Raw genomic sequence first — 25,668 nt, forward strand, 5'->3', positions numbered from 1 at the left:
GCTCACGCCGAGACCCCCGCCACCAGCGCCAGCGCGGCGCGCGGATCCAGCCTTCCGTCATAGAGGGCCCGGCCGGTAATGGCGCCTTCGAGCTTTTTCGCGCGCGGCTCCAGCAGGGCCTTCACATCCTCTATGGAGGCGAGGCCGCCGGAGGCGATCACCGGGATCGAGATGGCCTCGGCCAGCGCGATGGTGGCGTCGAGATTGAGCCCCTTCAGCAGGCCGTCGCGGGAAATGTCGGTGTAGATGATGGCGGCGACGCCGGCATCCTCGAAACGCTGCGCCAGCTCGAGCGCGCCGAGGTCGGAGGTCTCCGCCCAGCCCTCGACCGCCACGCGGCCGTCCTTGGCGTCGAGCCCGACCGCCACCCGGCCGGGGAAGCGGCGGGCCGCCTCCTTCACGAAGGCCGGGTCGCGCACCGCCGCCGTGCCGAGGATGACGCGGGTGACGCCCTTGCCCAGCCACGCCTCGACGCCGGCGAGGTCGCGAATGCCGCCGCCGAGTTGCACGGGCATGCCCACCGCCTCGAGAATGCGGTCGACCGCCTCGGCGTTCACCGGCTTGCCGGCGAAGGCACCGTCGAGATCGACGATGTGCAGGTAGCGGAAGCCCTGCGCCTCGAATTCAGCCGCCTGCTGGGCGGGATCGTGGTTGAACACGGTGGCGCGTGCCATGTCGCCCTGCTGCAGGCGCACGCACTTGCCGTCCTTGAGATCGATGGCGGGAAAGAGGATCACGGCGTCCACGTCAGGAAATTGGCGAGCAGAGCGAGGCCGAGGCGCTGGCTCTTCTCGGGATGGAACTGGGTGCCGGCGAGGTTGTCGCGGGCGACGACCGCGGTGACCTTGCCGCCATAATCGGTGGTCGCCACGAGCTCGTCCTCCCGCGCCGCGGCGAGATGATAGGAATGCACGAAATAGGCATCGAGCCCTTCCGCGCCGGTGGGGATGCCGTCGAGCAGCGGGTGCGCGCGCCGGAGGTTCAGCGCATTCCATCCCATATGCGGGATCTTCAGCGCCGCGTCGCCCGGCACGATCTTCACCACGTCGCCGGCGATCCAGCCCAGGCCCGGCGTCACGCCGTGCTCGAGGCCGCGCGTCGCCATGAGCTGCAGGCCGACGCAGATGCCGAGGAAAGGCCGGCCCTTCGCGATCACCGCCTCGTTCAGCGCCTCGACCATGCCGTCCACCGCATCGAGGCCGCGGCGGCAATCGGCATAGGCGCCGACGCCGGGCAGCACGATGCGATCGGCCTGGCGCACCACCTCGGGATCGCTCGTCACCACCACCCGGGCGCCGGATCCGCTCTCGCGGGCGGCGCGCTCCAGCGCCTTGCCCGCCGAATGCAGGTTGCCCGAGCCGTAATCGATCAGCGCCACCGTATCGTTCATCGACGTACCGCCTCCGGGAACAGGCCGAGCACCGGGCCGGGCGCGACGCTCCCGCCGAGCCGCGTCTCGAAGAAGCGCCGCTCGGCGGCCTCGGCGCCATCGGCGCTCACCACCCCGGCTTCCTCGAAGCCGAGGCGGACGAGCTTCAGGCGCCGCAGCGTCGGCAGCTCCAGCGCCACGAACAGATGCGGGATCAGCAGCACGGCGAGGAAGCCGGTGCCGAGCTCGAATCTGACATAAGCCGCCAGCAGCGCCGCCTCGATCACCACATAGGCGAAGGCCGCCAGCCACAGCCGGTTCGCCAGCAGCACCAGCGGCGCGAAGAACAGCGCCCGCCAGGCGAACGCCTCGCGCACCAGCACCACCCGCTCGGACCAGCCGGCTTCGCCGGTCACGGTCTCCTCGGGCTCGAATACGGTCCACACAGCCATCGTCCGTCCTTCCGGCCTCAGCCGCCGAGGCTGCCCTTGGTCGAGGGGATCTCGCCCGCCGACGCCGGATCGATCGCCACCGCCGTCCTCAGCGCCCGCGCCAGCCCCTTGAAGCAGCTCTCGGCGATGTGGTGGGCGTTGGCGCCGTACAGCGTCTCGACATGCAGGGTGACGCCGGCATGGATGGCGAAGGCCTGGAAGAACTCGCGCACCAGCTCGGTGTCGAACTCGCCGATCTTCGCCACGGCGAAGTCGGTGCGGAAGACGAGGAAGGGCCGGCCGGAAATATCGAGCGCGACGCGGGTCAGCGTCTCGTCCATGGGCATATGCAGGCTGGCATAGCGGGTGATGCCGCGCATGTCGCCCAGCGCCTGGCGCACCGCCTGCCCGAGCGCGATGCCGACATCCTCCACCGTATGATGGAAGTCGATATGCGTGTCGCCCTTCGCCGCCACCTCCATGTCGATCCGCGAATGGCGGGCGAGCAGGTCCAGCATGTGGTCGAAAAAGCCCACGCCGGTGGCAATCGACGCCTTGCCGGTACCATCGAGGTTCACGGCGAGGCGGATATCTGTTTCCTTGGTGGCGCGGGTAATGGACGCCTTACGCATGATCGGGCTCCCGGAAGAGCCGGCGTCTTAGCAGCATTGCCGGCCCGGCGCCACCCAAAGCCGCCCGCGCCCGCCAAGGGGCTGGCAGGGCTTCCACTTTGCCGTCATCATCGCTTTTCGCCATCCCGGAGCGAGCCCATGGATTCCGCTGCGCTGCGCGCCCGCGCGCCGTTGTTCCTCGCCGTCTTCATCGACATCTTCTCCTTCGGGCTGATGTACCCGCTGATCGTCGCGCTGTTCGGCGGCGGCTGGGTGGCGCAGGCCTATGCGCCGGCGACCCGCGACGCCCTGCTGTCGCTCGCCTTCGCGCTGTTTCCGATCGGCATGTTCTTCGGCGCCTCGCTGCTCGGCGACCTGTCCGATGCGCTCGGCCGCCGGCGGACGCTGATGATCTGCATGGGCGGCCTCGCCGCCGGCTACGGGCTGATGTGGGCGGCGCTGGAGATCGGCCATCTCTGGCTGTTCTTCCTCGGCCGCCTCGCCTGCGGGCTGATGGCCGGCACGGCGCCGATCGCCCAGGCGTCGGTGGTCGATGCCGCCCCCGAAGACCAGCGCAGCGCCGCCATGGCGCAGGTGGTGCTGGTCAACACGCTCGGCATGGTGGCCGGGCCGGCGATCGGCGGCGTGCTCGGCCACTGGGACTTCCGCCTGCCGCTCGGCCTCGCGCTGGCTCTCTGCCTCGTGACCCTCGCGCTGCTGCGCCGGGCGCATTTCGCGAGCGACGAGGTCCGCCGCGCCCTGCAGCTCGACTGGAAGCAGCCCTTCCGCCTGCTGGCCCGCCTCCGCGAGCGGCCCGCCATCCAGCGGCCGGCCGCCGCCTTCTTCCTGTTCCAGCTCGGCTTCCTGATCTACTACACCTTCATCCTCGTCGAGATGCAGGCCTCCTACGGCTTCTCCACCGCCGGGCTCGGCCTGTTCTCCATGGTGATGGGAATCGGCTGCGTGGTCTCTTCCGCCTGGGGATTCAAGGCGCTGCGGGCGCGGTTCGCCAGCGACCGGCCGGTGACGCTGATCGGCCTCGCCCTGTGCGGGCTGTTCGTGGCGGCGAGTTCCCTGCCGGTGCCGGCCTGGGGACAGATCGCCTTCGCCTTCCTGTCCACCTTCACCAATATCTTCGCCTTCATCACGCTCCTGGCGGCCATCTCCTCCTGCGTCGACGAGAGCGAGCGCGGCTGGGCGCTCGGCATCGCCAATGCCGGGGTCGCGCTGTGCGTGTTCGTCGCCGGCCTGCTCACCAGCCTGCTCACCCTGTTCTCCAGCGACGCCTTCCTGCTGGCGGGCGGGCTGATCGTGCTGGCGGGCCTCGTCCCGGCCGCCGGCATGGGCGGGAACGCGGCTGTTGCGAAACCGCCGCTCGTAGCTAAGTAAGGGCTCTGTCCCGGAGTCCTTCATGAACAGCAGCGGCTTTCCCACCCAGCATTCCCCCGACACCATCTACGGCACCACCATCGTCTCGGTGCGCGACGGCAAGCGCGTGACCATTGGCGGCGACGGGCAGGTGACGCTCGGGGCCACGGTGATGAAGTCTAATGCCCGCAAGGTGCGCCGGCTCGGCAAGGGCGACGTCATCGGCGGCTTCGCCGGCGCCACCGCCGACGCCTTCACCCTGTTCGAGCGGCTCGAGGCCAAGCTCGAGCAGTATCCCGGCCAGTTGCAGCGCGCCGCCGTCGAACTCGCCAAGGACTGGCGCACCGACCGCTATCTGCGCCGGCTGGAAGCGATGATGATCGTCGCGGACGCCAAGATCACCCTGGTCCTCACCGGCACCGGCGACGTGCTGGAGCCGCAGAACGGCATCGCCGCCATCGGCTCGGGCGGCAACTATGCGCTGGCGGCGGCCCGGGCGCTCGCCGATGGCGGGCAGGACCCGGAGGCGATCGTGCGCCGGAGCCTGGAGATCGCCGCCGACATCTGCATCTACACCAATGGCAACCTCACCATCGAGACGCTCGACATCGCCTGAGCCCGGCATCGCCGGCCCCGCGCCATCGACACTTCCCGCCCGACACCGGATCGGCGCCGTGCGCCCGGCGCCACGGACTGCCGAGAGGACCTGACCCCATGAACAATTTCTCGCCCCGCGAAATCGTCTCGGAACTGGATCGCTACATCGTCGGCCAGCACAAGGCCAAGCGGGCGGTCGCCATCGCGCTGCGCAACCGCTGGCGCCGCCAGCAGCTGGAAGGCCAGCTGCGCGAGGAGGTGCTGCCGAAGAACATCCTGATGATCGGCCCCACCGGCGTCGGCAAGACCGAGATCTCCCGCCGTCTCGCCAAGCTGGCCGGCGCGCCCTTCCTCAAGGTCGAGGCCACCAAGTTCACCGAGGTCGGCTATGTCGGCCGGGACGTCGAGCAGATCGCCCGCGACCTCCTGGAGATCGGCATCGGCCTGGTGCGGGACGCCAAGCGCCGGGATGTCGAGGCCAAGGCGCATCTGGCCGCCGAGGAACGCGTGCTCGACGCCCTGGTCGGTGCCGGCGCCTCGCCGGGCACCCGCGAGAGCTTCCGCAAGAAGCTGCGCGACGGGCTGCTCGACGACAAGGAAGTCGAGGTCGAGGTGGCGTCCGGCGGCGGGCAGGGCATGCCGATGTTCGAGATTCCCGGCATGCCCGGCGCGCAGATGGGCGCGATCTCCATCGGCGACATGCTCGGCAAGGCCTTCGGCGGCCGCTCCAAGCCGCGCCGCGTCACCGTGAAGGACGCGCACCCGCTGCTGCTCTCGGAAGAGGCGGACAAGCTGATCGACCAGGACGCCATCGTGCAGGAGGCGATCCGCTCGGTGGAGGAGAACGGCATCGTCTTCCTCGACGAGATCGACAAGATCGCCGGCTCCGAGCGGCGCGGCGGCGCCGACGTCTCGCGCGAGGGCGTGCAGCGCGATTTGCTGCCGTTGATCGAAGGCACCACGGTCTCGACCAAGCACGGGCCGGTGAAGACCGACCACATCTTGTTCATCGCCTCCGGCGCCTTCCATGTGTCGAAGCCTTCCGACCTGCTGCCGGAACTGCAGGGCCGGCTGCCGATCCGCGTCGAGCTGGAGGCGCTGACCCGCGAGGATTTCAAGCGCATCCTCACCGAGACCGAGGCGAGCCTGGTCAAGCAGTCGGTGGCGCTGATGGGTACCGAGGGGGTGACGCTCGACATCACCGAGGATGCGGTGGAGGCCATCGCCGACCTCGCGGTGGAGGTGAACGCCACGGTGGAGAATATCGGCGCCCGCCGCCTGCAGACGGTGATCGAGCGGGTGCTGGACGATCTCTCCTTCACCGCGCCGGACCGCTCCGGCGAGGTGGTGACGATCGACGGCGGCTATGTGCGCGAGCGCGTCGCCGATCTCGCGCAGAACGCCGATCTCAGCCGGTTCATCCTGTAGGCCGCGGTTTCACGTGAATCAGCCGGGGATTAGCCGGGCCGGCTCAGGATCTTGAGCCGGCCCAGCAATTCCGCCACCGCTTCCTGCGGCAGGGTAGCGATCTCGCGGGCGAGCAGATTGGCGAGCTCGGTGGCCTCGGGAGACAGGCCGGCGGTGTCGACCACCACGCGGGGATCGGACATGTCGGCCAGCATCCGCAAGGCCTCGGCCTCGTCCCAGATGACGTTGAAATAGGCCATGATGCGCTGGAGCATCAGCCAGGTGGGTTGGCCGCGCTTGCCGTGCTCCAGCGCCGAAAGATAGGCGGGGGAGACGCCGATCTGCTCCGCCATCTGGCTGAGCGTCACGCCGCGCTCGGCGCGCATCTCCCGCATGCGGCGGCCGAAGGGGGTCATCGCCGGACCTCCCGCACCCGGCGCAGGCGCACATAGAGCGCGCCCTCGCCGCCATGGCCGCGGCTCGCGGTCTCGAAGCCGATGACGATCTGGCGCAGCGCCGGCTCCGCCAGCCATTGCGGCACCAGGCGGCGCAGCACCCCGCGCTCGCCCTCGCCGAAAAGCGGCGACGCCCCACTCGTTGCCGGGCCACCTCCCTTGCCGGTGATCACCAGCACCACCGCATGGCCCTGTCCCTGTGCCGAACGCAGGAAGGCCGCCAGCCGGTGATGCGCCGCCGCCTGCGTCAGTCCGTGCAGATCCAGCCGCGCATCCACCTCGGCGCCGCGCGACAGGCGCCGCCGCAGCTTCGGCTCCAGCGGCGCCAGCGGCGGCGGGGCGGGAAGACGGGTCCGTTCCGCGGGCCTGGACGGCGCCGGGGCCGGGGAAGCCGGCTTCGGCTCCTCCTCGCCGAGCAACTCCTTGAAGTCGGGGGCCGGCTTCGCCGCCGCCGGAGGCTCCGGGCGCAGCCGGCGCACCGAGCGCGTGACGTGCTCCCACAAGGCCTTTTCCTTGGCCGCCAGCCCCCTGCGGCGACGGGAGGAGCGGGGAGGCGGATCCTCGGCGCTCATTGACCGGAGATGTCCGTCGGGCGGCGCGGCGGATGCGGGGCCGGATGCGGGCGGAACGGGTCCACCGCGCGCGGGACCAGCACGGCAAAGTCGCCGGGATGCCGGATACGGCCGGCGAGCGAGCCCGCCTCGCTGCCGGCGCCGAAGAAGATGTCGGCGCGCGCCGGGCCGATGATCGCCGAGCCGGTGTCCTGCGCGATGGTCAGCCGGCGGAACGGCTGCAACGCCCCCTCCGCCGCTAGAGGCAACTCGGCATCGATGAAGACCGGGGTGCCGTAGACATGGATGCGCCGGTCGACGGCGATGGACCGCTCCGCCACCAGCGGCAGGCCCTGGGCACCGACGGCACCGTCCTTGTCCGACAGCTGGTCGGCAACGCGGAAGAAGACGTAGGAACGGTTCTCGCGCATCAGCGCCCGTCCCTCCTCGGGATGGGCGGCGATGTAGGCGCGGATGGCATCCATCGACATCTTCTCCCGTGGGACGATGCCCCTCTCCACGAGAATCCGGCCGACCGGCGTATAAGGCTGGCCATTATGGCCGTCATAGTTCAGGCGCAGCAAGCGGCCGTCCGGCAACCGGACGCGCACCGAGCCCTGGATCGCCGCGAAGAAGGCATCGGCCGGATCGCGGATGAACACGACCTCGAGCCCCTTGCCGGCCAGCGCGCCCTCTTCGATGGCGGCCCGGTCGTAATAGGGCACGCGCGCGCCGTTTTCCTCGCGGAAGGCCTTGCCGCGATTGGCGGGGACGCCATTCTGCGGCGGCGCCTCGAGGATGAGGTCCGGCGGGCGGCGATAGAGCGGGGTCGCATAGTCGTCGGTCCGCACCGGCGAGCCGGCGACCTCGGGTTCGTAATAGCCGGTGAGGAAGCCCTGGGGGGCATCAAGCGGAACCACGCGCAGGGGTCGGAATTCCCGCTCGAAGAAGGCCCGAGCCTGCCTCTCGCCCGGCCGCGCCGGCAGGCGCCCCGCGTGCCGGCAGACGCGTTTGAGCGCGGTGAAGACGGGACGCGGCGGCTCGACCAGATCGCGGCCCCAGCGGATCTTGCCGCAGCTGCGGCGAAACGCGGCGAGGGCTTCGCGCGGATCGTCGTCTCGCCAGCCCGGAAGATCGGCGAAACGCAGCGGCTCGACCGCCGCCTCCCCGAACAGCGGCGGCGGCGGCGCGCTCCCGGCATGCGCGGCCGGCGACGACAGGGCCAGTCCCGCGATCAGCAGGGGCCGAAGGATGGGAGCGAATGCAGGCACCCGGCTAGCGTATCAGGAAGCCGCCTCGGTTGCGACGAGCTTCCAGTTGGGATCGCGGGCGCCGAGATCGCGGGAGAAGGTCCACACATCGGTGACGTCAGCCACCATTTCCGGGTCGCCGTCGACCGTCTGGCCATTGCGGTCCCGCGTCACCGAGATCAGCTGCGACAGGAAGCGCACGGTGATCTGCGCGGTGCGGCCCTTCACCGACGCCTCGACCAGATCCGCCTTCTCGATGCCGACGAAACGGGTCTCCATCTTCTCGCCCCGCTGCTCGCGCTCGGCGATGGCGGCGGCAAAGCCGTCATACACGTCCTTGGCCAGCAGGTCCTTCAGGGTGGAGCGATCGCCCTCGGCGAAGGCGACGACGATCATCTCATAGGCCGCCCGCGCGCCGGTGACGAAATGCTTGGCGTCGAAGTCGCGGTCCTGGGCGGCAATGGCATCGAGGCCATTGGCGACCGCCGAACCGATTTCGGCGACCCCGGCCCAGCGCGGCGGCGCTGGCTCCGATTCGTCGGCCGGTTCCGCCGGCACCGGCGCACCCGCCGGATCGCCCTTGCGATCGGGAAAATTGATCACCTTGTCGGCGCCGGACTCGACCCCGGCCGGCGCCTTGGCGGCATCGCGACGCGAATAGGGATCATAGGGCGGGCGCTCGCGACCGGTCCGCTGGCCGAGCACGCTGCGCAGCCGGATGAAGATGAAGACGGCCAGCGCCAGGAATATGATCGTGTAGATATCGAACACTTCGCTTTTCGCCGTTGCTCGTCGCTCCGGCGGACCGGGAGCGATGGGTGTGTCACGCGGCCGCCCGCCCGACTTGGGAGACGTCCTACAGGCTATTTACGTCGTCCCGGCGATTTCGCCAGTCTCCGCGCGTCGCAAGCTGACCTAGCGACACCATATCGTGTTCAGGTCCTTATCCGACAATTCGATGAAAGAGTAGAGCATGACCCGCGCGCGGCAAAGTCGCGCCGCAGTACGGCGGGTTTCGGGCAAGCCTCAAGTGGAGCCGCCTTGTGACCCGGTGGCAACCGTGTTAGCCACTCTCGCCCTTCAGGCCCTGCCGTCAGCATCATGCCGACGCTGCAGCGCATCCCGCCGACGCGAGGCGCCGCCGGACGGCGGAGCACGGAGACCATAATGGCCGAGAACGACGCGACCCCCGCCATGCCGACCCTGCATGTGCTGACCCAGTACATCAAGGACCTGTCCTTCGAGAATCCCGGCGCGCCGGAATCGCTGGCGCCCCAGGGCCAGCCGCAGATCGGCATCCAGATCGGCGTGAACGCCCGCCCGGTTCGCGAGGGCGAGTACGAGGTCGAGCTGAAGATCGAGGTGAAGGCGGAGATCCAGAACAAGACGCTGTTCGCGCTGGAGCTTCTCTACGCCGGCGTGTTCCGCGCCCAGAACGTGGCGCAGGAGACGGTGCATCCCTTCGTCATGATCGAATGCCCGCGCATGCTGTTCCCCTTCGCGCGGCAGATCGTTGCCGACACCGTGCGCAATGGCGGCTTCCCGCCGCTGATGATCGACCCGGTCGATTTCGTGACGCTGTATCGCCAGCGCATGGCCAAGACCCAGCCGAGCAACGTGCTCGCTTCCTGAGGGAAGAGGCAGCCGGGCGTCAGCCCGGCTGGTCCGCTTGCGGCGGCGGCGCATAGTCGTTCCAGATCGCCGCCTCGCCCAGCGTCCGCACGAAAGCGGCATGCGCGGCGGTCTCCGCCTCCGACAGGCGCGGCGCCAGGGGCGCCGGCCGCGCCAGCGTGACCGGCTCAAGTCCTTCCGCCGTCACCTCCACCACCGCCTCGGCCACGGTGAAGCCCAGCGCCGTCTGCCGACCGCCGGCCAGTTCGGCATAGACATCCGCCAGCAATTCGGAATCGAGCAGCGCGCCATGCTTGGTACGGCGCGAACCGTCGATGCCGTAGCGCGCCATCAGGTCGTCGAGACGGTTCGACGCGCCGGGATGACGCCGCCGCGCCAGGGCGAGCGTGTCGACGACGCGATCGAAGGTGAGCGGCGGCCGGCCGGTCCGCGACAATTCGGCATTGATGAAGCCGATGTCGAACGACGCGTTGTGGATCACCAGCGGCGCATCGCCGATGAAGGCGAGGAAATCGTCCACCACCTGCGCGAAGAGCGGCTTGTCGGAGAGGAACTCCGCCGACAGCCCGTGCACGTTGAACGCCTCGACCGGCATGTCGCGCTCGGGATTGATGTAGACGTGGAAATTCTGGCCGGTCGGGATGCGGTTGAAGATCTCGACGCAGCCGATCTCGACCAGCCGGTCGCCGCGCAGCGGGTCGAGGCCGGTGGTCTCGGTGTCGAGGACGATCTCACGCATCGCGTCGCTCCTGTGCTGCGGTCAGCCGGCGGACCAGCGCCGCCACTTCCTTGCGGGTCGCCTCGATACCGCTTCCGGTGTCGATGACAAAGTCGGCGCGCCGCCGTTTTTCCGAATCGGGAACCTGACGGGCAAGGATCGCCCGGAATTTCTCTTCCGTCATGCCCGGCCGCGCCAGCACCCGCTCGCGTTGCACCGCCGTCGGCGCCGAGACGACGGCCACCGCATCGACGCGTGCCTCCGCGCCGGTCTCGTAGAGCAGCGGGATATCGAGTACGGCGAGCGGAGCACTGGCGAGCCGCGCCTTTTCCAGAAAGGCCTGCTCGCGCCGGCGCACCAGCGGATGCACGATGGCCTCCAGCCGCTTCATCGCCTCGGCATCGTGCAGCACGCGCGCGCCGAGTTTCACCCGGTCGATCCGTCCATCGACGCCGACCCCGGGGAAGGCGGCTTCCACCGGTGCGACGCCTTCATCGCCATAGATGGCGTGCACGGCGGCGTCGGCATCATGGACGGGCACACCGAGCTCGCGGAACAGCCCGGCGGTCGTCGACTTTCCCATGCCGATCGAGCCGGTGAGGCCTAGCCGGAACAACGGCACGCCGGCGTTGTCCTCCGTCGCCGCGATCAAGCAAGTTGCCCCTTGGCACGCAGATCCTCCACGGCCAGCGCCCGCAGCGCCGGCGTCACCTGCGGGGTGACGCCGAACCAGCGCTCGAAGCCGGGCACCGCCTGGTGCAGCAACATGCCGAGCCCGTCCACCGCCGCCAAGCCGCGGGCCTTCGCCGCCCGCAGCAGGGGCGTTTCCAGCGGCACATAGACCGCATCGGTGACTACCGCATCGGGGGAGAGCAGCGACAGGTCGATATCGAGCGGCGGCTGGCCCTTCATGCCGAGCGAGGTGGTGTTCACCAGCAGCCGCGCGCTCGGCAGCGTGCCGGCGAGATCGCGCCAATCCACCGGCAGCACCCGGTCGCCGAACTGTGCCCGCAACGCCTCGGCGCGCGACAAGGTACGGTTGGCCACGGTGACGCGGCCGATGCCGCGGCTGAGCAGGCCGTAGACGATCGCCCGCGCCGCCCCTCCCGCCCCCAGCACCACCGCCTCGTCGAGCGCCCGGTCCCATTCCGGCGCCGCGGTGTCGAGATTGGCAAGGAAGCCGTGCACATCGGTATTGGCGCCATGGAGCCGGCCATCCGCCAGCCACAGCGTGTTCACCGCGCCCAGCGCCTGCGCGACGGGATCGCGCTGCTGCGCGGCGGCGAAGGCCGCTTCCTTGTGCGGCACCGTGACATTGGCGCCGACAAGGCCGCTGGCGGCAAAATCCGCGAGGAAACCGGCGATATCGGCGGGAGGCACGTCGCGCCGGTCATAGCTGCCGTCGATGCCGTGCTCGGCGATCCAGTGGCCATGAATCAGCGGCGAGCGCGAATGCGCCACCGGATGGCCGATGACCGCGACGTGACGCGTCAAAGCAGATCTCCCCGATCGCGGAGGAAGGCCAGCAGCGGAATGAGCGGCAGGCCGAGGATCACCATGTGATTGCCGGCCACCTTCTCGAACAGATGGATGCCGAGGCCTTCCAGCTGGTAGCCGCCGACGCTCGAGGATACCGACGGCCCCGCTTCGGCGAGATAGGCGGCAAGCGCCCTGTCGCTCAGCTCGCGCATCGACAGCAGCGCCGATTCCGCGGTGCGGAACACGATGGCGCCATCGAGCGCCACCGCGACGCCCGAATGCAGAGCGTGGGTATGGCCCGCGAGCCGCCGCAGCTGCTGGGCGGCTGCCTCCAGATCCGCCGGCTTGTGGAAGCGTTCATCGCCGAGCGCCAGCGTCTGATCGGCGCCGATGACGAGGCGCCCCGGGCGCAGCGCGCTGCCGGCAAGCGCCTTGGCCATGGAAAGCTCCACCGCAATCCGGGCGGGCGAGGCCCCTTCCTGCAGCAGCCGTGCCTCGATGCCGCGCTCGTCGACCTCGATGCCGACGGTCTCCACCGGCAGCCCCGCCGCGGCAAGCAGCGACAGGCGGGCAATGCTCTTGGAAGCGAGCACCAGCGCATCGGTGCCCTGCCACAGGGATGGGGCGTCCCGGCTGTCGCGCTCCGGCATCAGTTCCTGTCCTCCGCCAGCTTGCGGCGATGTTCCTGCAGCAGCCCGATGATGGCCGCCGCCGTTTCCTCGATCGAGCGCCGGGTGACGTCGATCACCGGCCAGCCATGGCGGGCGCACAGGCGCCGCGAGAAGGCGATCTCCTCGGCGACCGACTCGCGGTCGACATAGGAATCGTTGGGCTGGGCCGCGTTCAATCCCATCAGACGGTTGCGGCGGATCTCGACCACGCGTTCCGCGCTCGCCACCAGGCCGACGACGAGAGGCCTCTTCAGCTCCGACAGCCCCGCCGGGACCGGGATGTTGGGCACCAGCGGGATGTTGGCGGTCTTGATGCCGCGATTGGCGAGATAGATGCTGGTCGGCGTCTTCGACGAACGGGAAATGCCGAGCAGCACCACGTCCGCCGCTTCCAGCCCTTCGGTGTGCTGGCCGTCATCATGCATGACGGTGAAGTTCATCGCGTCGATGCGGCGGAAATATTCGCCGTCGAGCTGGTGCTGACCGCCGACGCGGGGGGTCGGCACGCCGCCGAGATAGGCCTGGAACAGCCGCACCACCGGCGCCAGCACGGAAAGCACGGGAATGCCGTTGTCGAGGCAATAGGCCTTCAGCCGGTTGCGCAGTTCCGGTTCCGTCAGCGTGTACAGCACGATGCCGGGATATTCGTCGATATCGCCGATCACCTTGTCGAGCTGCTTGTGGGTGCGCACCAGCGGATAGATGTGCTCGATCGGCTTCATGCCGCTGTATTGCGCCGCGGCGGCTCGGGCGACGCTGATCAGCGTCTCGCCGGTGGAATCCGACACGAGATGCAGGTGGTAGTAGTTCTCGGCCGGTCGGGCGCTGTCGGTCACGGAGCCATCCACAGGGCTGTGCATAGGCTGGGAACAAGACATGCGCACAGGACGCTGGCAAGGGGCGGCTGGGGATGACCGGGGATTCCATCCACATTCCCGCCCGCTGTGGGCCGCTTCCGCGCTTCCGGGCGAACTGTGAGGATAAGCCGCGCCGACTGGATCAAGCCTTTGAAAAAGCCTGATGAATCGGCGGAGTGGGAATCGGGGAAAAGCGCCATGGGCTGGGGGTCGGTTGCCCGATGCCAGGAACCCGGCTAATGCCCACCCACAAACACTGAAGACTCTCATTCAAAGAGATTAATGAAGTATGAAGAGCCCGGTGGACGACGCGCTTTCCCGATCGATCATCCTTCAGGCTCTCGCCGGCCATGTCCCGGATCGCACGCCGGTCTGGCTGATGCGCCAGGCGGGGCGCTACCTGCCGGAATATCGCGAGCTGCGCGCCAAGGCGGGTGACTTCCTCTCGCTCTGCTACACGCCCGCCTATGCCACCGAGGTCACGCTCCAGCCGATCCGCCGGTTCGGTTTCGATGCGGCAATCCTGTTCTCCGACATTCTCGTCGTGCCGCATGCGCTGGGCGTCGGCCTTGCCTTCGAGACAGGCGAGGGACCACGGCTCGACCCGGTGAAGAATCTCGGCGATCTCAAGGGCTTGCGCGAGACGCTGGATCCCGTCCGTACCGGACCGGTCTTCGAGGCGGTGGCAAAGATCCGCGCCAGCCTGCCGGCCGAGACCGCCCTGCTCGGCTTCTGCGGCGCGCCCTGGACGGTGGCGACCTACATGATCGCCGGGCGCGGCACGCCCGACCAGGCCCCGGCGCGGCTGGCTTCCCTCACCGATCCCGCCTTCTTCGACACCCTCGTCGACCGGCTGGTGGAGGTCTCCGCGGAGTATCTCCTCGGGCAGCTGGAGGCCGGCGCCGACGCGGTGCAGATCTTCGATTCATGGTCCGGCGTGCTCGATCCCGAGAGTTTCGTCAGGTGTACGATCCGGCCGATTGCGCGGCTGGTCGGGCTGGTCCGGGCGAAAAGGCCGGATGCCCGCATCATCGCCTTCCCGAAGGGGGCGACCCTCGCCGGGCTGACCCGCCTCGTCGAGGAGGCGGGGGTGGATGCGGTGGGGCTCGACTGGACGGTCGACCGCAAGGCGGTGCGGCTCGGGATCGGCGGCAAGGTGGCGCTGCAGGGCAATCTCGACCCGCTGGCGCTGATCGCCGGCGGCGCCCCGCTCGACGCGGCGATCGACGCGCTGCTGGCGGATCTGCGCGGCGCGGCGCATATCTTCAATCTCGGCCACGGCATCCGGCCGGAGACGCCGATCGCCCATGTCGAGCAGATGCTGAAGCGGATCAGAGGTTTCTGAGATGCTCTACGACTGGATCAAGGCGCTGCACATCCTCGCCGTCATCTCCTGGATGGCGGGCATGCTCTATCTGCCGCGCCTGATGGTCTATCATTGCGACGCGCCGGCCGGCTCGCCGCAATCGGAGACCTTCAAGGTCATGGAGCGGCGGCTGCTCAAGGGCATCATCGACCCGGCCATGGCGGTGACCTGGCTCGCCGGCCTGTGGCTGGTGTGGCAGGGCGGCTGGTGGGTGGCGCCCTGGTTCCATGCCAAATTCGCGCTGGTGCTGGCGATGAGCGGCTTCCACGGCTTCCTGTCCGCGCGGGTCAGGGACTTCGCGCAGGACCGCAACACCCGCTCCGCCCGGTTCTATCGCATCGCCAACGAGGTGCCGACGCTGCTGATGATCGGGATCGTGATCCTCGTCGCGGTGAAACCTTTCTGATCGTCGCTCCGGCGGGCTTGCGCGGAATCGCGCGCTTGCCTATGGTGCGCACTCTTCCACGAAGCTGGCTGACGCATCGCTTTCATCGGCACCTTCCCCGGGTGCCGGCCGATGGGTCGGACAGGAGGCGGGCTTCTTGCCGGCCCGGTCCGCAGACCAGCGCTTCCCTTACTCCCCGATTGTCCGGGCCGGATTCCGATCCTCCCGGAAACATCCAAACACCGAGGCCCTTTCCCATGGGGGAAATGAAGCTCCAGGACCTCAAGTCCAAGACCCCGGCCGAGCTGCTCGTCACCGCCGAGGAACTTGAGGTCGAGAACGCCAGCACGCTGCGCAAGCAGGAGCTGATGTTCGCCATCCTGAAACAACTGGCCGCCCGCGAGACCGACATCATCGGCGAAGGCGTCGTCGAGATCCTCTCCGACGGCTTCGGCTTCCTGCGCTCGCCGGACGCCAACTACCTGCCCGGTCCCGACGACATCTATGTCTCGCCCTCGCAGATCCGCCGCTTCGGCCTGCGCACCGGCGACACCGTCGAGGGGCAGATCCGCTCGCCCAAGGAAGGCGAGCGCTATTTCGCGCTGCTCAAGGTCAACACGATCAATTTCGAGGACCCGGAGAAGATCCGCCACAAGATCAATTTCGACAACCTCACCCCGCTCTATCCCGACGAGCGGCTGAAGCTCGAGATCGAGGATCCGACCCGCAAGGACTTCTCGCCGCGGATCATCGACATCGTGGCGCCGATCGGCAAGGGCCAGCGCGGCCTGATCGTGGCGCCGCCGCGCACGGGCAAGACCGTTCTCCTGCAGAACATCGCCCAGTCGATCACCACCAACCACCCCGAGTGCTACCTCATCGTGCTGCTCATCGACGAGCGGCCGGAGGAAGTGACCGACATGCAGCGCTCGGTGAAGGGCGAGGTGGTGTCCTCCACCTTCGACGAGCCGGCGCAGCGCCATGTGCAGGTCGCCGAAATGGTGATCGAGAAGGCCAAGCGCCTGGTCGAGCACAAGCGCGACGTGGTGATCCTCCTGGACTCCATCACCCGCCTCGGCCGCGCCTACAACACCGTGGTGCCGTCCTCCGGCAAGGTGCTGACTGGCGGTGTCGACGCCAACGCGCTGCAGCGTCCCAAGCGCTTCTTCGGCGCGGCGCGCAATATCGAGGAAGGCGGCTCGCTGACCATCATCGCCACCGCGCTGATCGAGACCGGCTCGCGCATGGACGAGGTGATCTTCGAGGAGTTCAAGGGCACGGGTAACTCCGAAGTCATCCTCGACCGCAAGGTCTCCGACAAGCGGGTGTTCCCGGCCATCGACATCACCCGCTCGGGTACCCGCAAGGAAGAGCTGCTGGTGCCGAACGACGTGCTCAAGAAGATGTATGTGCTGCGGCGCATCCTCAATCCGATGGGCACGGTCGACGCCATCGAGTTCCTGCTGGACAAATTGCGCCAGACCAAGACCAATGGCGACTTCTTCGACTCCATGAACACCTGACGGTGGCCCGGCCGGCCGCCGCATAGCGGAGACGGGCATATGGCGGCGATGCGCGGAACCCTCCTCGGTCTGGCGGGCTCGGCGCTGGCCGTCGCCCCGGCTCTCGGCGCCGGCGGCATGGCGGCGCGCGAGCCGCCGGCCACCGTGCTGTGGTTCGCGCTGTTCACCATTGCCGGGCTCAGCCTCGTCATGGCCTGCCGCCGCTGGTGGCTGCCGCTGATGCTGTGGGTGCCGGTGGCGTTCGCGGTCTCCGTCATCATTGCCGAGCTCGCCGATCCGGTGATCGGCGCGGCGATCCGCGACGAGCTCGGCGGCTTCTATGTGCTGCAGGCGGATCTGTGCGCGGCGCTGGCGATCACCGTGCCGCTGATGTTCGCCAATATGCGGTTCGGTCGCCATGACGACCGGAAGAAGCGCCCCTTTTCGCGCTGAGGCGCCGGAGCACCGCGCGCGGGTGTTTTCCACCGCCCCGCTGCTGCAGCCTCGAAAGGGGCGGGCTATCCCGATGGCGCGGCGGACAACTTTTGCGAGTCGCATGATAGATTCGCTACCGAAATGATGCCCTCCACAGTTGACTCAGGACGGCCGTTTCGGGTTCGATCCGATGGATGGGTCATGAAACCCGGTTTCGCCGTCCTGGGCGATCTGCGGGGTTTTCACGGGCATCGGGGATTTTTGTCCCCGACTTATCCACAGGCTTGCCCACAGGAACGCGGAGAGGGGCTCCTTTGCACGCCGAGCCCGTCACCCGGCCGGTGAGGTCCGCAGCAGCGCCGCCAGCTGACTGGCCTCGGTGACGGGAAGCGAGCAGGCGGCATCGATGCAGAGGAAGGCCGAGGGTTGCGCGGCCGCCAGCACCTTCGCTGCCGCGGGGTGATCGGCGGGAAGCCCGGCGGCGCTCTCGATCCGCTGCAGCACCGCGTCGATCAGCGGCAGCCGGCGCGCCGCTTCCCAGAGAGCTTCGGCGGCGGGATCGCCCGCCGCACCGATCACCACGATTTCCGGCGACCGCAACCGCGTATCCAGCGCGTTGAGGAGGCCGGCATGGCTGTAGAGCTGCGGCGCCGCGCGCGGCAGCAAGCCGTCGAACAGCCGGTCGAGCCGGGCACGCCAATGCGCGTCGCCGGTGAGGGCGGCGAGATGCGAGAGAACGCGCGCCGCCAGCGCATTGGGATTGGTGACGGCATCGTCCTGGGTGGCGTCGGGGCGCAGGATGAGTTCGCCTGCATCGTCGGCGGTGAGATAATAACCGCCGTCCGGGCCGGCATGATGGGCCTCGAGCGCCTGCATCCAGGCGATGGCGCGGGCGAGATAGGCCTCCTCGCCGGTGGCTTCGTGCAGGGCCAGCGCCGCCCCGGCCATGGCGGCATAATCGGAGGAAAGGCCGGGCAGGACCAGCTTGCCCTGCCGGTAGCTGTGGCCGAGCCGGTCGCCGCGGCTCATATGCTCGACCACGAAGGCGAAGGCGCGCTTCGCCAGTCCCAGCCATTCCGGCCGGTCGAGCCGGCCGCCGGCGCGGGTGAGCGCGGCGATCATCAGCCCGTTCCAATCGGCCAGCACCTTGTCGTCGCGGCCGGGCGGCACCCGCTTCGACCGCGCCGCCAGGAGCTTGTCGCGCAGCATGGCGAGGCGGATCTCGTCGGCGCCGGAGCGTTCCACCTCCTTCAACCGATTCGGGATCGAAACGCCTTCCCAATTGCCGAACGGGGTGATGTCGTAGTGCCGGGCGAAGAACTCGGCGTCCGCGGCACCCAGCGCTTCCAGAAGCTGCTTCAGCGTCCAGACATAATAGCGGCCCTCATGGCCTTCGGAATCGGCGTCGAGACTGGCGGCGAAACCGGCGGTGGCGCCGTCCTCCACCAGCATCTCGCGCTGCAGCCAGGCGACCGTCTCCTCGGCGCGGACGCGGAACAGCGGCTCATGCGTCTCGACGAAGGCGAGCGAGAGCAGGTCGAGCAGCTGCGCATTGTCGTAGAGCATCTTCTCGAAATGCGGCACCAGCCAGCGGTCATCGACCGAATAGCGCGAATAGCCGCCGCCGATGTGATCGTAGATGCCGCCCTCGCTCATGGCGTCGAGCGCGTGCAGCGCCTCGTTGCGGAAGCGCTCGCGGCCGGTGCGCTCATAGGCGCGCCAGAGCAGCTCGAGGAAGGGCGTGTTGGGGAATTTCGGCGCCCCCTTCAGCCCGCCATGCTCGGGATCCATGATGCCGAGAATGCGGGTCGCGACGTCGTCGAGCTCGTTGGCGCCGATCACCACCCGGCCTTCGGGGCGCGCGCGTTCGCGCAGCCGGTGCAGCAGCGCCTCGCGATTGGTGGCGATGCGCGGGTCGCCGGAGGCATAGGCGTTGGCCATGGTCTTCAGCACATCGGTGAAGGCCGGCTGGCCGTAGCGGGCCTCCTTCGGGAAATAGGTGCCGCCCCAGAACGGCGCGCCCTCGGCATCGAGGAACAGCGTCATCGGCCAGCCGCCGGGCACGCCGAGCTGCTGCAATGCCGCCATGTAGATCTGGTCGATGTCGGGCCGTTCCTCGCGGTCGACCTTGATGTTCACGAAAAGCTCGTTCATCACGGCGCTCGTGGCGTCGTCCTCGAAGCTCTCATGCGCCATGACGTGGCACCAGTGGCAGGCGGCATAGCCGACCGACAGCAGCACCGGGCGGCCCGAGCGCCTGGCCTCGGCAAAGGCGTCCGGCGTCCATTCCCACCAGTCGACCGGATTGTCGGCGTGCTGGATGAGGTAGGGGCTGGCGGCGTCGGCGAGGCGGTTCGGCACGGCGTCTCTCCCGTCGGACGAGGGTTTCTGGCGCGGATGGCGACTCTTCAAACTAGGGCGTAGCCGGTGAACGGACAGGAAGAAAGCACAATCGCCGAGGCCATCGCTCACGCCGGCGTCGCGGCGCGGACCCTCGCCACCGATACCATCGCGGCGGTGTCGAGCGGTACCGGCGCGGCGGCGGTGGCGGTGATCCGCCTCTCCGGTCCGCGCGTGGGGGAGGCGGTGCGCGCGCTGGCCGGACGGCTGCCGCCGCCGCGCCGGGCGAGCCTCGCGCGCCTTGCCGATTCGCGCACCGGGGAGGGGCTGGATTCGGCGCTGGTCCTGTGGTTCCCCGGCCCGGCCAGCGCCACCGGCGAGGACATGGCGGAGCTGCAGGTGCATGGCGGCCGGGCGGTGGTCGCCGCGGTGCTGGCGGCGCTGTTCGCGCAGCCCGGGGTGCGGCCAGCCGAGCGGGGCGAATTCTCCCGCCGCGCCTTCCTCAATGGCCGGATGAGCCTGGCCGAGGCGGAAGGCCTGGCCGACCTGATCGCGGCCGAGACGGCGCAACAGCGCCGGCAGGCGCTGGCGCACGCCTTCGGCCATCTCGCCGACCGGGTGGAGGCCTGGCGCGGGGCATTGGTGCGCGGCATGGCGCTGGTCGAGGCCGGTATCGACTTCGCCGAAGAGGACGACGTGCCGGCGCAGGCCCGCGCGCTTGCCAGGCCGGGACTGGAGGCGCTGCTCGCCGAGCTCGACGCCGCGCTCGCCGACCGTCGCGGCGCCATGGTGCGCGAGGGCGCGGCGATCGCCATCGCCGGCCGGCCCAATGCCGGCAAGTCGTCGCTGATGAACGCACTGGCCGCGCGCGACGTCGCCATCGTCTCCGACGAGCCGGGCACCACCCGCGACGTGCTGGAGGTGGCGCTCGATCTTGACGGCCACAAGGCGACGCTCATCGATACCGCCGGGCTGCGCGAGGCGAGTGGGGCGGTGGAGGCGGAGGGCATCCGCCGGGCGCGCGCGCGCATCGACGCCGCGGATCTGGTGCTGTGGGTGCACGATGCCGGCATCGCCGGCGAGATCGTGCCGGACATCGCCACCCCGCCGGGCGCGGAGATCTGGGTGGTGGCGAACAAGAGCGACCTTGCCGCCGCGCCGACCACGACGCCGGGTGCGGCGCGGATTCTCGCCGTCTCCGCCCGTACTGGCGCCGGGCTCGGTGCGCTCACCGGGGCGCTGGCCGCCTTCGTCGCCGCGCGTGCCGGCGGTGCGGAGCATCCGGCGTTGATTCGCGAGCGCCAGCGCGGGGCGGTGGGCGAGGCGGCGGATCATCTGCGCCGGGCGCTCGCCGGCTGGGAAGCCCTGAGCGACGAGCTGGTCGCCGAGGAATTGCGGCTCGCCGCCCGCGCGCTCGGCCGGGTGACGGGCGCCATCGATGTCGAGGACCTGCTCGACGTGGTGTTCCGCGAGTTCTGCATCGGCAAGTGAGGCGATATCCCCGGCACGGGTTTTCCCGGCCGCGGATGGATTCACGTGAAACCGGCCGGCGACCGGCATCGATTCGCCGCCGTACTGTTTCACGTGAATCACGGTGAACGCTTCCTTAACCGGCGGCCGGCACCCGGTGCCGAAGGCCGCGATGGCCAGCGTCTGCTTGACGGCGCCGGTGAATTGGCGCTTCAACACCGCCGACATGCCCGAAGGATCGAACGGAATGAGCGACACGCGTTTCGACGTGCTGGTGATCGGCGGCGGCCATGCTGGTACCGAGGCGGCCGCAGCGGCGGCGCGGCTTGGCGCCCGCACGGCGCTGATCACCCACCGGCGCGACACGATCGGCGCCATGTCTTGCAACCCGGCGATCGGCGGGCTCGGCAAGGGGCATCTGGTGCGTGAGATCGACGCGCTGGACGGGCTGATGGGCCGGGTCGCCGACCAGGGCGGCATCCAGTTCCGCCTGCTCAACCGCCGCAAGGGTCCCGCCGTGCGCGGGCCGCGCGCGCAGGCGGACCGCAAGCTCTATGCCCGCGCCATGCAGGCGGCGATCGCGGCGCAGCCGAATCTGACCGTCATCGAGGGCGAGGCGCATGATCTCCGGCTGGCGGACGGCGTCGTCGCCGGCGCGGTGCTGCGCGACGGGCGGGAACTCGCCGCCGGCGCGGTGGTGCTGACCACCGGCACCTTTCTCGATGGCCTCATCCATATCGGCGACCGCCAGACCCCGGCCGGCCGCATGGGCGAGGCGCCGGCGCTGGGCCTGTCCGGCACGCTGGCGCGGCTGGGGCTGACGCTCGGCCGGCTGAAGACCGGCACGCCGCCGCGGCTGGACGGGCGGACCATCGACTGGGCGTCGCTGGAGATGCAGCCGGGCGACGAGCCGCCGGAGCCGTTCTCGGCGCTCACCGAACGCCTGCCCAACCCGCAGGTGAGCTGCGGCATCACCCGCACCACGTCTGCCACCCATGAGGTGATCCGCGCCAACATCGCCCGCTCGGCGATGTATTCCGGGAACATCAAGAGCATCGGGCCGCGTTATTGCCCGTCCATCGAGGACAAGATCGTCCGCTTCGGCGAGCGCGAGGGGCACCAGATCTTCCTCGAGCCGGAGGGGCTGGACGACCCGACCGTGTACCCGAACGGCATTTCCACCTCGCTGCCGGAAGACGCGCAGAGGGCGCTGCTCGCCACCATCCCCGGCCTGGAGAAGGTGGTGATGCTGCGGCCGGGCTACGCCATCGAATACGACCATGTCGACCCGCGCGAGCTCGCGCCGACGCTGGAAGCGAAGAAGGCGGCCGGCCTGTTTCTCGCCGGGCAGATCAACGGCACCACCGGCTATGAGGAGGCGGCGGCGCAGGGGCTGGTCGCCGGGCTCAACGCCGCGCGCCGCGCCGCCGGCATGGACGGCGTCACCTTCGACCGCAGCGCCGCCTATATCGGGGTGATGATCGACGATCTCGTCACCCGCGGGGTGAGCGAGCCCTACCGCATGTTCACCTCGCGGGCCGAGTACCGCCTGTCGCTGCGCGCCGACAATGCCGACCAGCGGCTGACCGCGCGCGGTACCGAGCTGGGCCTGATCGGGCCGCAGCGGGAGCGGCTCTTCGCCGGCAGGCTGGCGGCGCTCGAACGGGTGCGCGGCTGGGCACGCTCGGTGTCGCTGACCCCGGCGGAGGGCGACCGCCACGGGCTGACGCTCAACCGCGACGGCCAGCGGCGCACCGCCTTCGACCTGCTCTCCTATCCGCATGTGGGCTGGGCCGACATCTGCCGCATCTGGCCGGAGGTGGCGGCGGAGGATGCCGGCATCGGCGAACAGGTGGAGATCGACGCCAAATATGCCGTCTATCTGCATCGGCAGGAGGCCGACATCGCCTCGTTCCGCCGCGAGGAAAGTGCCGAGCTGCCGGAGCTCGACTATCGCGGGCTGGCGGGGATCTCCAACGAGATCAAGGCCAAGCTGGAATCGATTCGGCCCCGTACCATTGGCCAGGCGGGACGGATCGACGGCATGACTCCGGCGGCGCTGGCGCTGCTGGCGGCGCATGCGCGACGGGCCCGCTGAGCGCGGGTTTCGAGACAGCGTGGGCAAGGGATAAGCGCCGGCATTTGCCGCCTGCGGGATTTTTACCGCAGGCCGGCGGCGCTATGCTGGAGGCATGATGACCGCCGATTCGGATGACCGCCGCCGCGCCTTGGCGCTGACCCCTGTTTCACGTGAAACGGAGGATCGCCTCGTCGCCATCGCGGCGCTGTTGGAAAAGTGGCAGCGCACCATCAATCTGGTGGCGCCGGGCACGCTTCCCAAGCTCTGGACCCGCCATATCGCCGATTCGCTGCAGCTGGTGCCGTTGGCCGGCGAGGTGACGCGCTGGGTCGACCTGGGCTCGGGCGGCGGCTTTCCGGGGCTGGTGGTGGCGGCGGCGCTGGCCGAGCGGCCGGGCGCGGACGTGACGCTGGTGGAGAGCGACAGCCGCAAGGCGGCGTTCCTGCGGGAGGCGGCCCGCATCGCGGAACTGCCGGCCACCGTGCTGCCGGCGCGCATCGAACAGGTGGCGCCGCAGATCGCCGCCGGGGTGGAAATCGTCTCGGCCCGCGCGCTGGCCCCGCTGCCGAAACTACTGGAACTGAGCTTTCCCTTCCTCGCGCAGGGTGCCCGCGGCCTGTTTCTGAAGGGACAAGATGTTGATAACGAATTGACCGAGTCCTCTAAATCTTGGAGAATCGAGGCTCGAATTTCGGAGAGCGTGACGGATCCCGGCGGACGTATCCTGGTGGTGGATCACGCCATGCCGCTCGATCGCGATCCGGGCGGATCGCAGGCCGGCGGATGAGCGCATGCGCATGCTCCTGGCAAGGGATTGAACCGCAGCGGCGGTTCGCGGAAGGCGGAAACGGACCATGAGCGAGATCGACGACCAGGCGGCATCCGGCGAGGCGGCCTCGCTCGCGCCGCGTGCGCCGGCGGCGGTGCCGCGGGTGCTGGCGCTGGCCAACCAGAAGGGCGGGGTCGGCAAGACCACCACCGCCATCAATCTCGGCACCGCCCTGGCCGCCATCGGCGAGACGGTGCTGATCATCGACCTCGACCCGCAGGGCAACGCCTCGACCGGACTCGGCATCGAGCGGCGGGACCGCCGCATGTCGACCTATGACGTGATGTGCGGCGAGGTCTCGCTGCGGCAGGCGGCGCTGCCAACGGCGGTGCCGCGGCTGCATATCGCGCCGTCCACCATGGATCTGTCCGGGCTGGAACTGGAGCTGGCCACCGCGCGCGACCGCGCCTATCGGCTGCGGGACGCGGTGCGCCGGCTGAACGGGGATTCGTCTCTGGCACGAAACGAATCCCTCGAATTCACCTATGTGCTGATCGACTGCCCGCCCTCGCTGAACCTGATCACTGTCAATGCCATGGCGGCGGCGAATGCGATCCTGGTGCCGCTGCAATGCGAGTTCTTCGCCCTGGAGGGCCTGTCGCAGCTGCTGAAGACGGTGGAGCAGGTGCGGCAGACGCTGAATCCCGGCCTGTCGATCCACGGCGTGGTGCTCACCATGTTCGATGCGCGCAACAATCTCTCCAACCAGGTGGTGGAGGATGTGCGGCAGTTCATGGGCGAGAAGGTCTACGAGACCATCATCCCGCGCAATGTGCGGGTGTCGGAGGCGCCGTCCTACGGCAAGCCGGTGCTGCTCTACGATCTCAAATGCGTCGGGTCGCAGGCCTATCTTCGTCTCGCATCCGAAATAATACAGCGCGAGCGCAATCTGCGCGCGGCGACGGCACTCTGAGGAGGCGTTCATGGCGATGGCGGAAGACGGCGGACGTTCGCGTCTGGGGCGCGGCCTGGCGGCGCTGATCGGCGATTTCGGCGACGATGCCCCGGGGGCGTCGGAGCGCGCGACCCCGGCGGGCGGTGCCCGGCGAGTGCCGCTCGCCTTCCTGCGGCCGAACCCGGCCAATCCGCGGCGGACCTTCGTCGAGGCCGATCTGGAGGATCTCGCCAATTCGATCCGCGAGCGCGGCATCATCCAGCCCATCGTGGTGCGGCAGCTGGCCGGCCAGCGCGACGCCTACGAGATCGTCGCCGGCGAGCGACGCTGGCGGGCCTCGCAGCGGGCCGGCGTGCACGAGGTGCCGATCGTGGTGGTCGACGTCTCGGATCGCGAGGCACTCGAGATCGCCATCGTCGAGAACGTCCAGCGCGCCGATCTCAACCCGCTGGAGGAAGCGGCGGGCTATCAGCAGCTCGCCGAACAGTTCAGCTATTCGCAGAACGATCTGGCGCGGGTGATCGGCAAGAGCCGCTCGCATGTCGCCAACACCATGCGGCTGCTCAAGCTGCCGGACGGCGTGAAGGCCTATCTCGCCGACGGGCGGCTCTCGGCCGGCCATGCCCGCGCGCTGCTGACGCAGGACGACCCGGAGACCATCGCCCGCGCCATCGTCGAGCAGGGGCTGAACGTGCGCGCCGTCGAGGCGCTGGCGCAGGAGCTCAACGAAGCCAAGGCCCGCGCCGAGGGCAAGCCGGCGCGCAAGCCGCGCACCCCGCGCGAGGTCGACGCCGACACAAGGGCGCTGGAGAAGCAGCTTTCCGACGTGCTCGGCCTGGCGGTGAGCCTGCGCCATGACGGCCAGTCCGGCGAAATCCGCATCCGCTACGCCTCGCTGGAGCAGCTGGACGAGGTGTGCCGGCGGCTGTCGGCCGGCTGAGGCGCCTCAACCGGGCGCCCGTTGCGGCGA

Annotated in this window: 27 protein-coding genes; 13 read left to right on the forward strand and 14 right to left on the reverse strand. The window is 69.4% G+C overall.

What is annotated here, in order from left to right; translation table 11 throughout:
• Window positions 1-2: 2 nt before the first annotated feature.
• Genes hisA through hisB form a run of 4 tightly spaced genes read right to left on the reverse strand, consistent with a single transcriptional unit; the run spans window position 3 to window position 2,432 of the window.
• Window positions 3-737 (reverse strand): 1-(5-phosphoribosyl)-5-[(5-phosphoribosylamino)methylideneamino]imidazole-4-carboxamide isomerase, encoded by a 735-nt coding sequence (hisA, locus tag KHC19_RS10850; RefSeq protein WP_213352374.1) that lies wholly within the window; start codon window positions 735-737, stop codon window positions 3-5.
• Window positions 734-1,390, reverse strand: a complete 657-nt coding sequence (gene hisH / locus KHC19_RS10855; RefSeq protein WP_213352375.1) for an imidazole glycerol phosphate synthase subunit HisH — start codon at window positions 1,388-1,390, stop codon at window positions 734-736. Before hisH ends, hisA begins: the two co-directional genes overlap by 4 nt.
• Window positions 1,387-1,821, reverse strand: a complete 435-nt coding sequence (locus KHC19_RS10860) for a DUF2628 domain-containing protein (RefSeq protein ID WP_213352376.1) — start codon at window positions 1,819-1,821, stop codon at window positions 1,387-1,389. The genes hisH and KHC19_RS10860 overlap by 4 nt, the downstream gene beginning before the upstream one ends.
• A 17-nt stretch (window positions 1,822-1,838) precedes the next feature.
• Window positions 1,839-2,432 (reverse strand): imidazoleglycerol-phosphate dehydratase HisB, encoded by a 594-nt coding sequence (gene hisB / locus KHC19_RS10865; protein WP_213352377.1) that lies wholly within the window; start codon window positions 2,430-2,432, stop codon window positions 1,839-1,841.
• Window positions 2,433-2,570: 138 nt separating this feature from the next.
• Here hisB and KHC19_RS10870 point away from each other — a divergent pair, with 138 nt between their 5' ends.
• From KHC19_RS10870 to hslU, 3 genes are all read left to right on the forward strand, one after another.
• On the forward strand, window positions 2,571-3,800 hold the full coding sequence (locus tag KHC19_RS10870; RefSeq protein WP_213352378.1) for an MFS transporter: 1,230 nt from the start codon (window positions 2,571-2,573) through the stop codon (window positions 3,798-3,800).
• 22 nt (window positions 3,801-3,822) lie between these two features.
• On the forward strand, window positions 3,823-4,395 hold the full coding sequence (gene hslV / locus KHC19_RS10875; RefSeq protein ID WP_213352379.1) for an ATP-dependent protease subunit HslV: 573 nt from the start codon (window positions 3,823-3,825) through the stop codon (window positions 4,393-4,395).
• Window positions 4,396-4,493: 98 nt separating this feature from the next.
• Window positions 4,494-5,804: an ATP-dependent protease ATPase subunit HslU gene (gene hslU / locus KHC19_RS10880; RefSeq protein ID WP_213352380.1), complete on the forward strand. Its 1,311-nt coding sequence runs from the start codon at window positions 4,494-4,496 to the stop codon at window positions 5,802-5,804.
• 29 nt (window positions 5,805-5,833) lie between these two features.
• Here hslU and KHC19_RS10885 read toward each other — a convergent pair whose 3' ends face one another.
• Genes KHC19_RS10885 through KHC19_RS10900 form a run of 4 tightly spaced genes read right to left on the reverse strand, consistent with a single transcriptional unit; the run spans window position 5,834 to window position 8,810 of the window.
• Window positions 5,834-6,199, reverse strand: coding sequence for a helix-turn-helix domain-containing protein (locus tag KHC19_RS10885; RefSeq protein ID WP_213352381.1), 366 nt, complete (start codon window positions 6,197-6,199; stop codon window positions 5,834-5,836).
• Complete coding sequence (locus tag KHC19_RS10890; RefSeq protein WP_213352382.1) at window positions 6,196-6,810, reverse strand: Smr/MutS family protein; 615 nt, start codon at window positions 6,808-6,810, stop codon at window positions 6,196-6,198. The genes KHC19_RS10885 and KHC19_RS10890 overlap by 4 nt, the downstream gene beginning before the upstream one ends.
• A complete protein-coding gene (gene mltA, locus KHC19_RS10895; RefSeq protein WP_343207689.1) occupies window positions 6,807-8,060 on the reverse strand; it encodes a murein transglycosylase A in 1,254 nt (417 codons plus the stop codon). The genes KHC19_RS10890 and mltA overlap by 4 nt, the downstream gene beginning before the upstream one ends.
• 12 nt (window positions 8,061-8,072) lie before the next feature.
• Window positions 8,073-8,810 carry a Tim44/TimA family putative adaptor protein gene (locus KHC19_RS10900; protein WP_213352383.1) on the reverse strand — a complete coding sequence of 246 codons (738 nt, stop codon included), beginning with the start codon at window positions 8,808-8,810 and terminating at the stop codon, window positions 8,073-8,075.
• 396 nt (window positions 8,811-9,206) lie between these two features.
• Here KHC19_RS10900 and secB point away from each other — a divergent pair, with 396 nt between their 5' ends.
• Complete coding sequence (secB, locus tag KHC19_RS10905; RefSeq protein WP_213352384.1) at window positions 9,207-9,671, forward strand: protein-export chaperone SecB; 465 nt, start codon at window positions 9,207-9,209, stop codon at window positions 9,669-9,671.
• A gap of 19 nt (window positions 9,672-9,690) precedes the next feature.
• Here the strand turns inward: secB and dnaQ are convergent, their stop codons facing one another.
• Genes dnaQ through KHC19_RS10930 form a run of 5 tightly spaced genes read right to left on the reverse strand, consistent with a single transcriptional unit; the run spans window position 9,691 to window position 13,399 of the window.
• The gene (gene dnaQ, locus KHC19_RS10910; RefSeq protein WP_213352385.1) at window positions 9,691-10,410 is read right to left on the reverse strand and encodes a DNA polymerase III subunit epsilon; all 720 of its coding nucleotides are present in this window, start codon (window positions 10,408-10,410) and stop codon (window positions 9,691-9,693) included.
• Complete coding sequence (gene coaE / locus KHC19_RS10915) at window positions 10,403-11,005, reverse strand: dephospho-CoA kinase (RefSeq protein ID WP_213352549.1); 603 nt, start codon at window positions 11,003-11,005, stop codon at window positions 10,403-10,405. The genes dnaQ and coaE overlap by 8 nt, the downstream gene beginning before the upstream one ends.
• A 32-nt stretch (window positions 11,006-11,037) precedes the next feature.
• Window positions 11,038-11,883, reverse strand: coding sequence for a shikimate dehydrogenase (locus KHC19_RS10920; RefSeq protein ID WP_213352386.1), 846 nt, complete (start codon window positions 11,881-11,883; stop codon window positions 11,038-11,040).
• Window positions 11,880-12,518, reverse strand: a complete 639-nt coding sequence (locus tag KHC19_RS10925; RefSeq protein ID WP_213352387.1) for a Maf family protein — start codon at window positions 12,516-12,518, stop codon at window positions 11,880-11,882. Before KHC19_RS10925 ends, KHC19_RS10920 begins: the two co-directional genes overlap by 4 nt.
• The gene (locus tag KHC19_RS10930; protein ID WP_213352388.1) at window positions 12,518-13,399 is read right to left on the reverse strand and encodes a pyruvate, water dikinase regulatory protein; all 882 of its coding nucleotides are present in this window, start codon (window positions 13,397-13,399) and stop codon (window positions 12,518-12,520) included. Before KHC19_RS10930 ends, KHC19_RS10925 begins: the two co-directional genes overlap by 1 nt.
• Window positions 13,400-13,685: 286 nt before the next feature.
• On the opposite strand from KHC19_RS10930, the gene hemE reads away from it, so the two are divergent.
• The 4 genes from hemE to KHC19_RS10950 all read left to right on the forward strand — a co-directional run bounded on the left by hemE (window position 13,686) and on the right by KHC19_RS10950 (window position 17,102).
• The gene (gene hemE / locus KHC19_RS10935; RefSeq protein ID WP_213352389.1) at window positions 13,686-14,741 is read left to right on the forward strand and encodes a uroporphyrinogen decarboxylase; all 1,056 of its coding nucleotides are present in this window, start codon (window positions 13,686-13,688) and stop codon (window positions 14,739-14,741) included.
• A gap of 1 nt (window position 14,742) precedes the next feature.
• Entirely contained in the window at window positions 14,743-15,168 is a 426-nt protein-coding gene (gene hemJ, locus KHC19_RS10940; protein ID WP_213352390.1) for a protoporphyrinogen oxidase HemJ, read from the forward strand.
• Between the two features lie 236 nt (window positions 15,169-15,404).
• Entirely contained in the window at window positions 15,405-16,670 is a 1,266-nt protein-coding gene (gene rho, locus KHC19_RS10945) for a transcription termination factor Rho (RefSeq protein WP_213352391.1), read from the forward strand.
• A 39-nt stretch (window positions 16,671-16,709) separates the two neighbouring features.
• Entirely contained in the window at window positions 16,710-17,102 is a 393-nt protein-coding gene (locus KHC19_RS10950; protein ID WP_246548692.1) for a hypothetical protein, read from the forward strand.
• A gap of 312 nt (window positions 17,103-17,414) precedes the next feature.
• Here KHC19_RS10950 and KHC19_RS10955 read toward each other — a convergent pair whose 3' ends face one another.
• Entirely contained in the window at window positions 17,415-19,445 is a 2,031-nt protein-coding gene (locus KHC19_RS10955; RefSeq protein WP_213352392.1) for a thioredoxin domain-containing protein, read from the reverse strand.
• Window positions 19,446-19,547: 102 nt separating this feature from the next.
• Here KHC19_RS10955 and mnmE point away from each other — a divergent pair, with 102 nt between their 5' ends.
• From mnmE to KHC19_RS10980, 5 genes are all read left to right on the forward strand, one after another.
• A complete protein-coding gene (gene mnmE, locus KHC19_RS10960) occupies window positions 19,548-20,915 on the forward strand; it encodes a tRNA uridine-5-carboxymethylaminomethyl(34) synthesis GTPase MnmE (protein ID WP_213352551.1) in 1,368 nt (455 codons plus the stop codon).
• A 226-nt stretch (window positions 20,916-21,141) separates the two neighbouring features.
• Window positions 21,142-22,992 carry a tRNA uridine-5-carboxymethylaminomethyl(34) synthesis enzyme MnmG gene (gene mnmG, locus KHC19_RS10965; protein WP_213352393.1) on the forward strand — a complete coding sequence of 617 codons (1,851 nt, stop codon included), beginning with the start codon at window positions 21,142-21,144 and terminating at the stop codon, window positions 22,990-22,992.
• Between the two features lie 94 nt (window positions 22,993-23,086).
• On the forward strand, window positions 23,087-23,761 hold the full coding sequence (gene rsmG / locus KHC19_RS10970; RefSeq protein ID WP_213352394.1) for a 16S rRNA (guanine(527)-N(7))-methyltransferase RsmG: 675 nt from the start codon (window positions 23,087-23,089) through the stop codon (window positions 23,759-23,761).
• A 67-nt stretch (window positions 23,762-23,828) separates the two neighbouring features.
• Window positions 23,829-24,716 carry a ParA family protein gene (locus tag KHC19_RS10975; RefSeq protein WP_213352395.1) on the forward strand — a complete coding sequence of 296 codons (888 nt, stop codon included), beginning with the start codon at window positions 23,829-23,831 and terminating at the stop codon, window positions 24,714-24,716.
• A 10-nt stretch (window positions 24,717-24,726) separates the two neighbouring features.
• Entirely contained in the window at window positions 24,727-25,638 is a 912-nt protein-coding gene (locus KHC19_RS10980) for a ParB/RepB/Spo0J family partition protein (protein WP_213352396.1), read from the forward strand.
• Window positions 25,639-25,668: the final 30 nt, after the last annotated feature.

The organism is Ancylobacter oerskovii, assembly GCF_018390555.1.
GTDB lineage: Bacteria > Pseudomonadota > Alphaproteobacteria > Rhizobiales > Xanthobacteraceae > Ancylobacter > Ancylobacter oerskovii.

Excerpts from the sequence above, each read along its gene's own strand:
- dnaQ (WP_213352385.1), bottom strand. The coding sequence starts at position 10,410 with ATGCGTGAGATCGTCCTCGACACCGAGACCACCGGCCTCGACCCGCTG.
- hisH (WP_213352375.1), bottom strand. The coding sequence starts at position 1,390 with ATGAACGATACGGTGGCGCTGATCGATTACGGCTCGGGCAACCTGCAT.
- KHC19_RS10885 (WP_213352381.1), bottom strand. The coding sequence starts at position 6,199 with ATGACCCCCTTCGGCCGCCGCATGCGGGAGATGCGCGCCGAGCGCGGC.
- hslU (WP_213352380.1), top strand. The coding sequence starts at position 4,494 with ATGAACAATTTCTCGCCCCGCGAAATCGTCTCGGAACTGGATCGCTAC.
- KHC19_RS10980 (WP_213352396.1), top strand. The coding sequence starts at position 24,727 with ATGGCGATGGCGGAAGACGGCGGACGTTCGCGTCTGGGGCGCGGCCTG.
- KHC19_RS10930 (WP_213352388.1), bottom strand. The coding sequence starts at position 13,399 with ATGCACAGCCCTGTGGATGGCTCCGTGACCGACAGCGCCCGACCGGCC.
- hslV (WP_213352379.1), top strand. The coding sequence starts at position 3,823 with ATGAACAGCAGCGGCTTTCCCACCCAGCATTCCCCCGACACCATCTAC.
- KHC19_RS10870 (WP_213352378.1), top strand. The coding sequence starts at position 2,571 with ATGGATTCCGCTGCGCTGCGCGCCCGCGCGCCGTTGTTCCTCGCCGTC.
- secB (WP_213352384.1), top strand. The coding sequence starts at position 9,207 with ATGGCCGAGAACGACGCGACCCCCGCCATGCCGACCCTGCATGTGCTG.
- hemJ (WP_213352390.1), top strand. The coding sequence starts at position 14,743 with ATGCTCTACGACTGGATCAAGGCGCTGCACATCCTCGCCGTCATCTCC.
- KHC19_RS10860 (WP_213352376.1), bottom strand. The coding sequence starts at position 1,821 with ATGGCTGTGTGGACCGTATTCGAGCCCGAGGAGACCGTGACCGGCGAA.
- rho (WP_213352391.1), top strand. The coding sequence starts at position 15,405 with ATGGGGGAAATGAAGCTCCAGGACCTCAAGTCCAAGACCCCGGCCGAG.
- KHC19_RS10925 (WP_213352387.1), bottom strand. The coding sequence starts at position 12,518 with ATGCCGGAGCGCGACAGCCGGGACGCCCCATCCCTGTGGCAGGGCACC.
- KHC19_RS10950 (WP_246548692.1), top strand. The coding sequence starts at position 16,710 with ATGGCGGCGATGCGCGGAACCCTCCTCGGTCTGGCGGGCTCGGCGCTG.
- hemE (WP_213352389.1), top strand. The coding sequence starts at position 13,686 with ATGAAGAGCCCGGTGGACGACGCGCTTTCCCGATCGATCATCCTTCAG.
- hisB (WP_213352377.1), bottom strand. The coding sequence starts at position 2,432 with ATGCGTAAGGCGTCCATTACCCGCGCCACCAAGGAAACAGATATCCGC.
- mnmG (WP_213352393.1), top strand. The coding sequence starts at position 21,142 with ATGAGCGACACGCGTTTCGACGTGCTGGTGATCGGCGGCGGCCATGCT.
- KHC19_RS10975 (WP_213352395.1), top strand. The coding sequence starts at position 23,829 with ATGAGCGAGATCGACGACCAGGCGGCATCCGGCGAGGCGGCCTCGCTC.
- KHC19_RS10890 (WP_213352382.1), bottom strand. The coding sequence starts at position 6,810 with ATGAGCGCCGAGGATCCGCCTCCCCGCTCCTCCCGTCGCCGCAGGGGG.
- rsmG (WP_213352394.1), top strand. The coding sequence starts at position 23,087 with ATGATGACCGCCGATTCGGATGACCGCCGCCGCGCCTTGGCGCTGACC.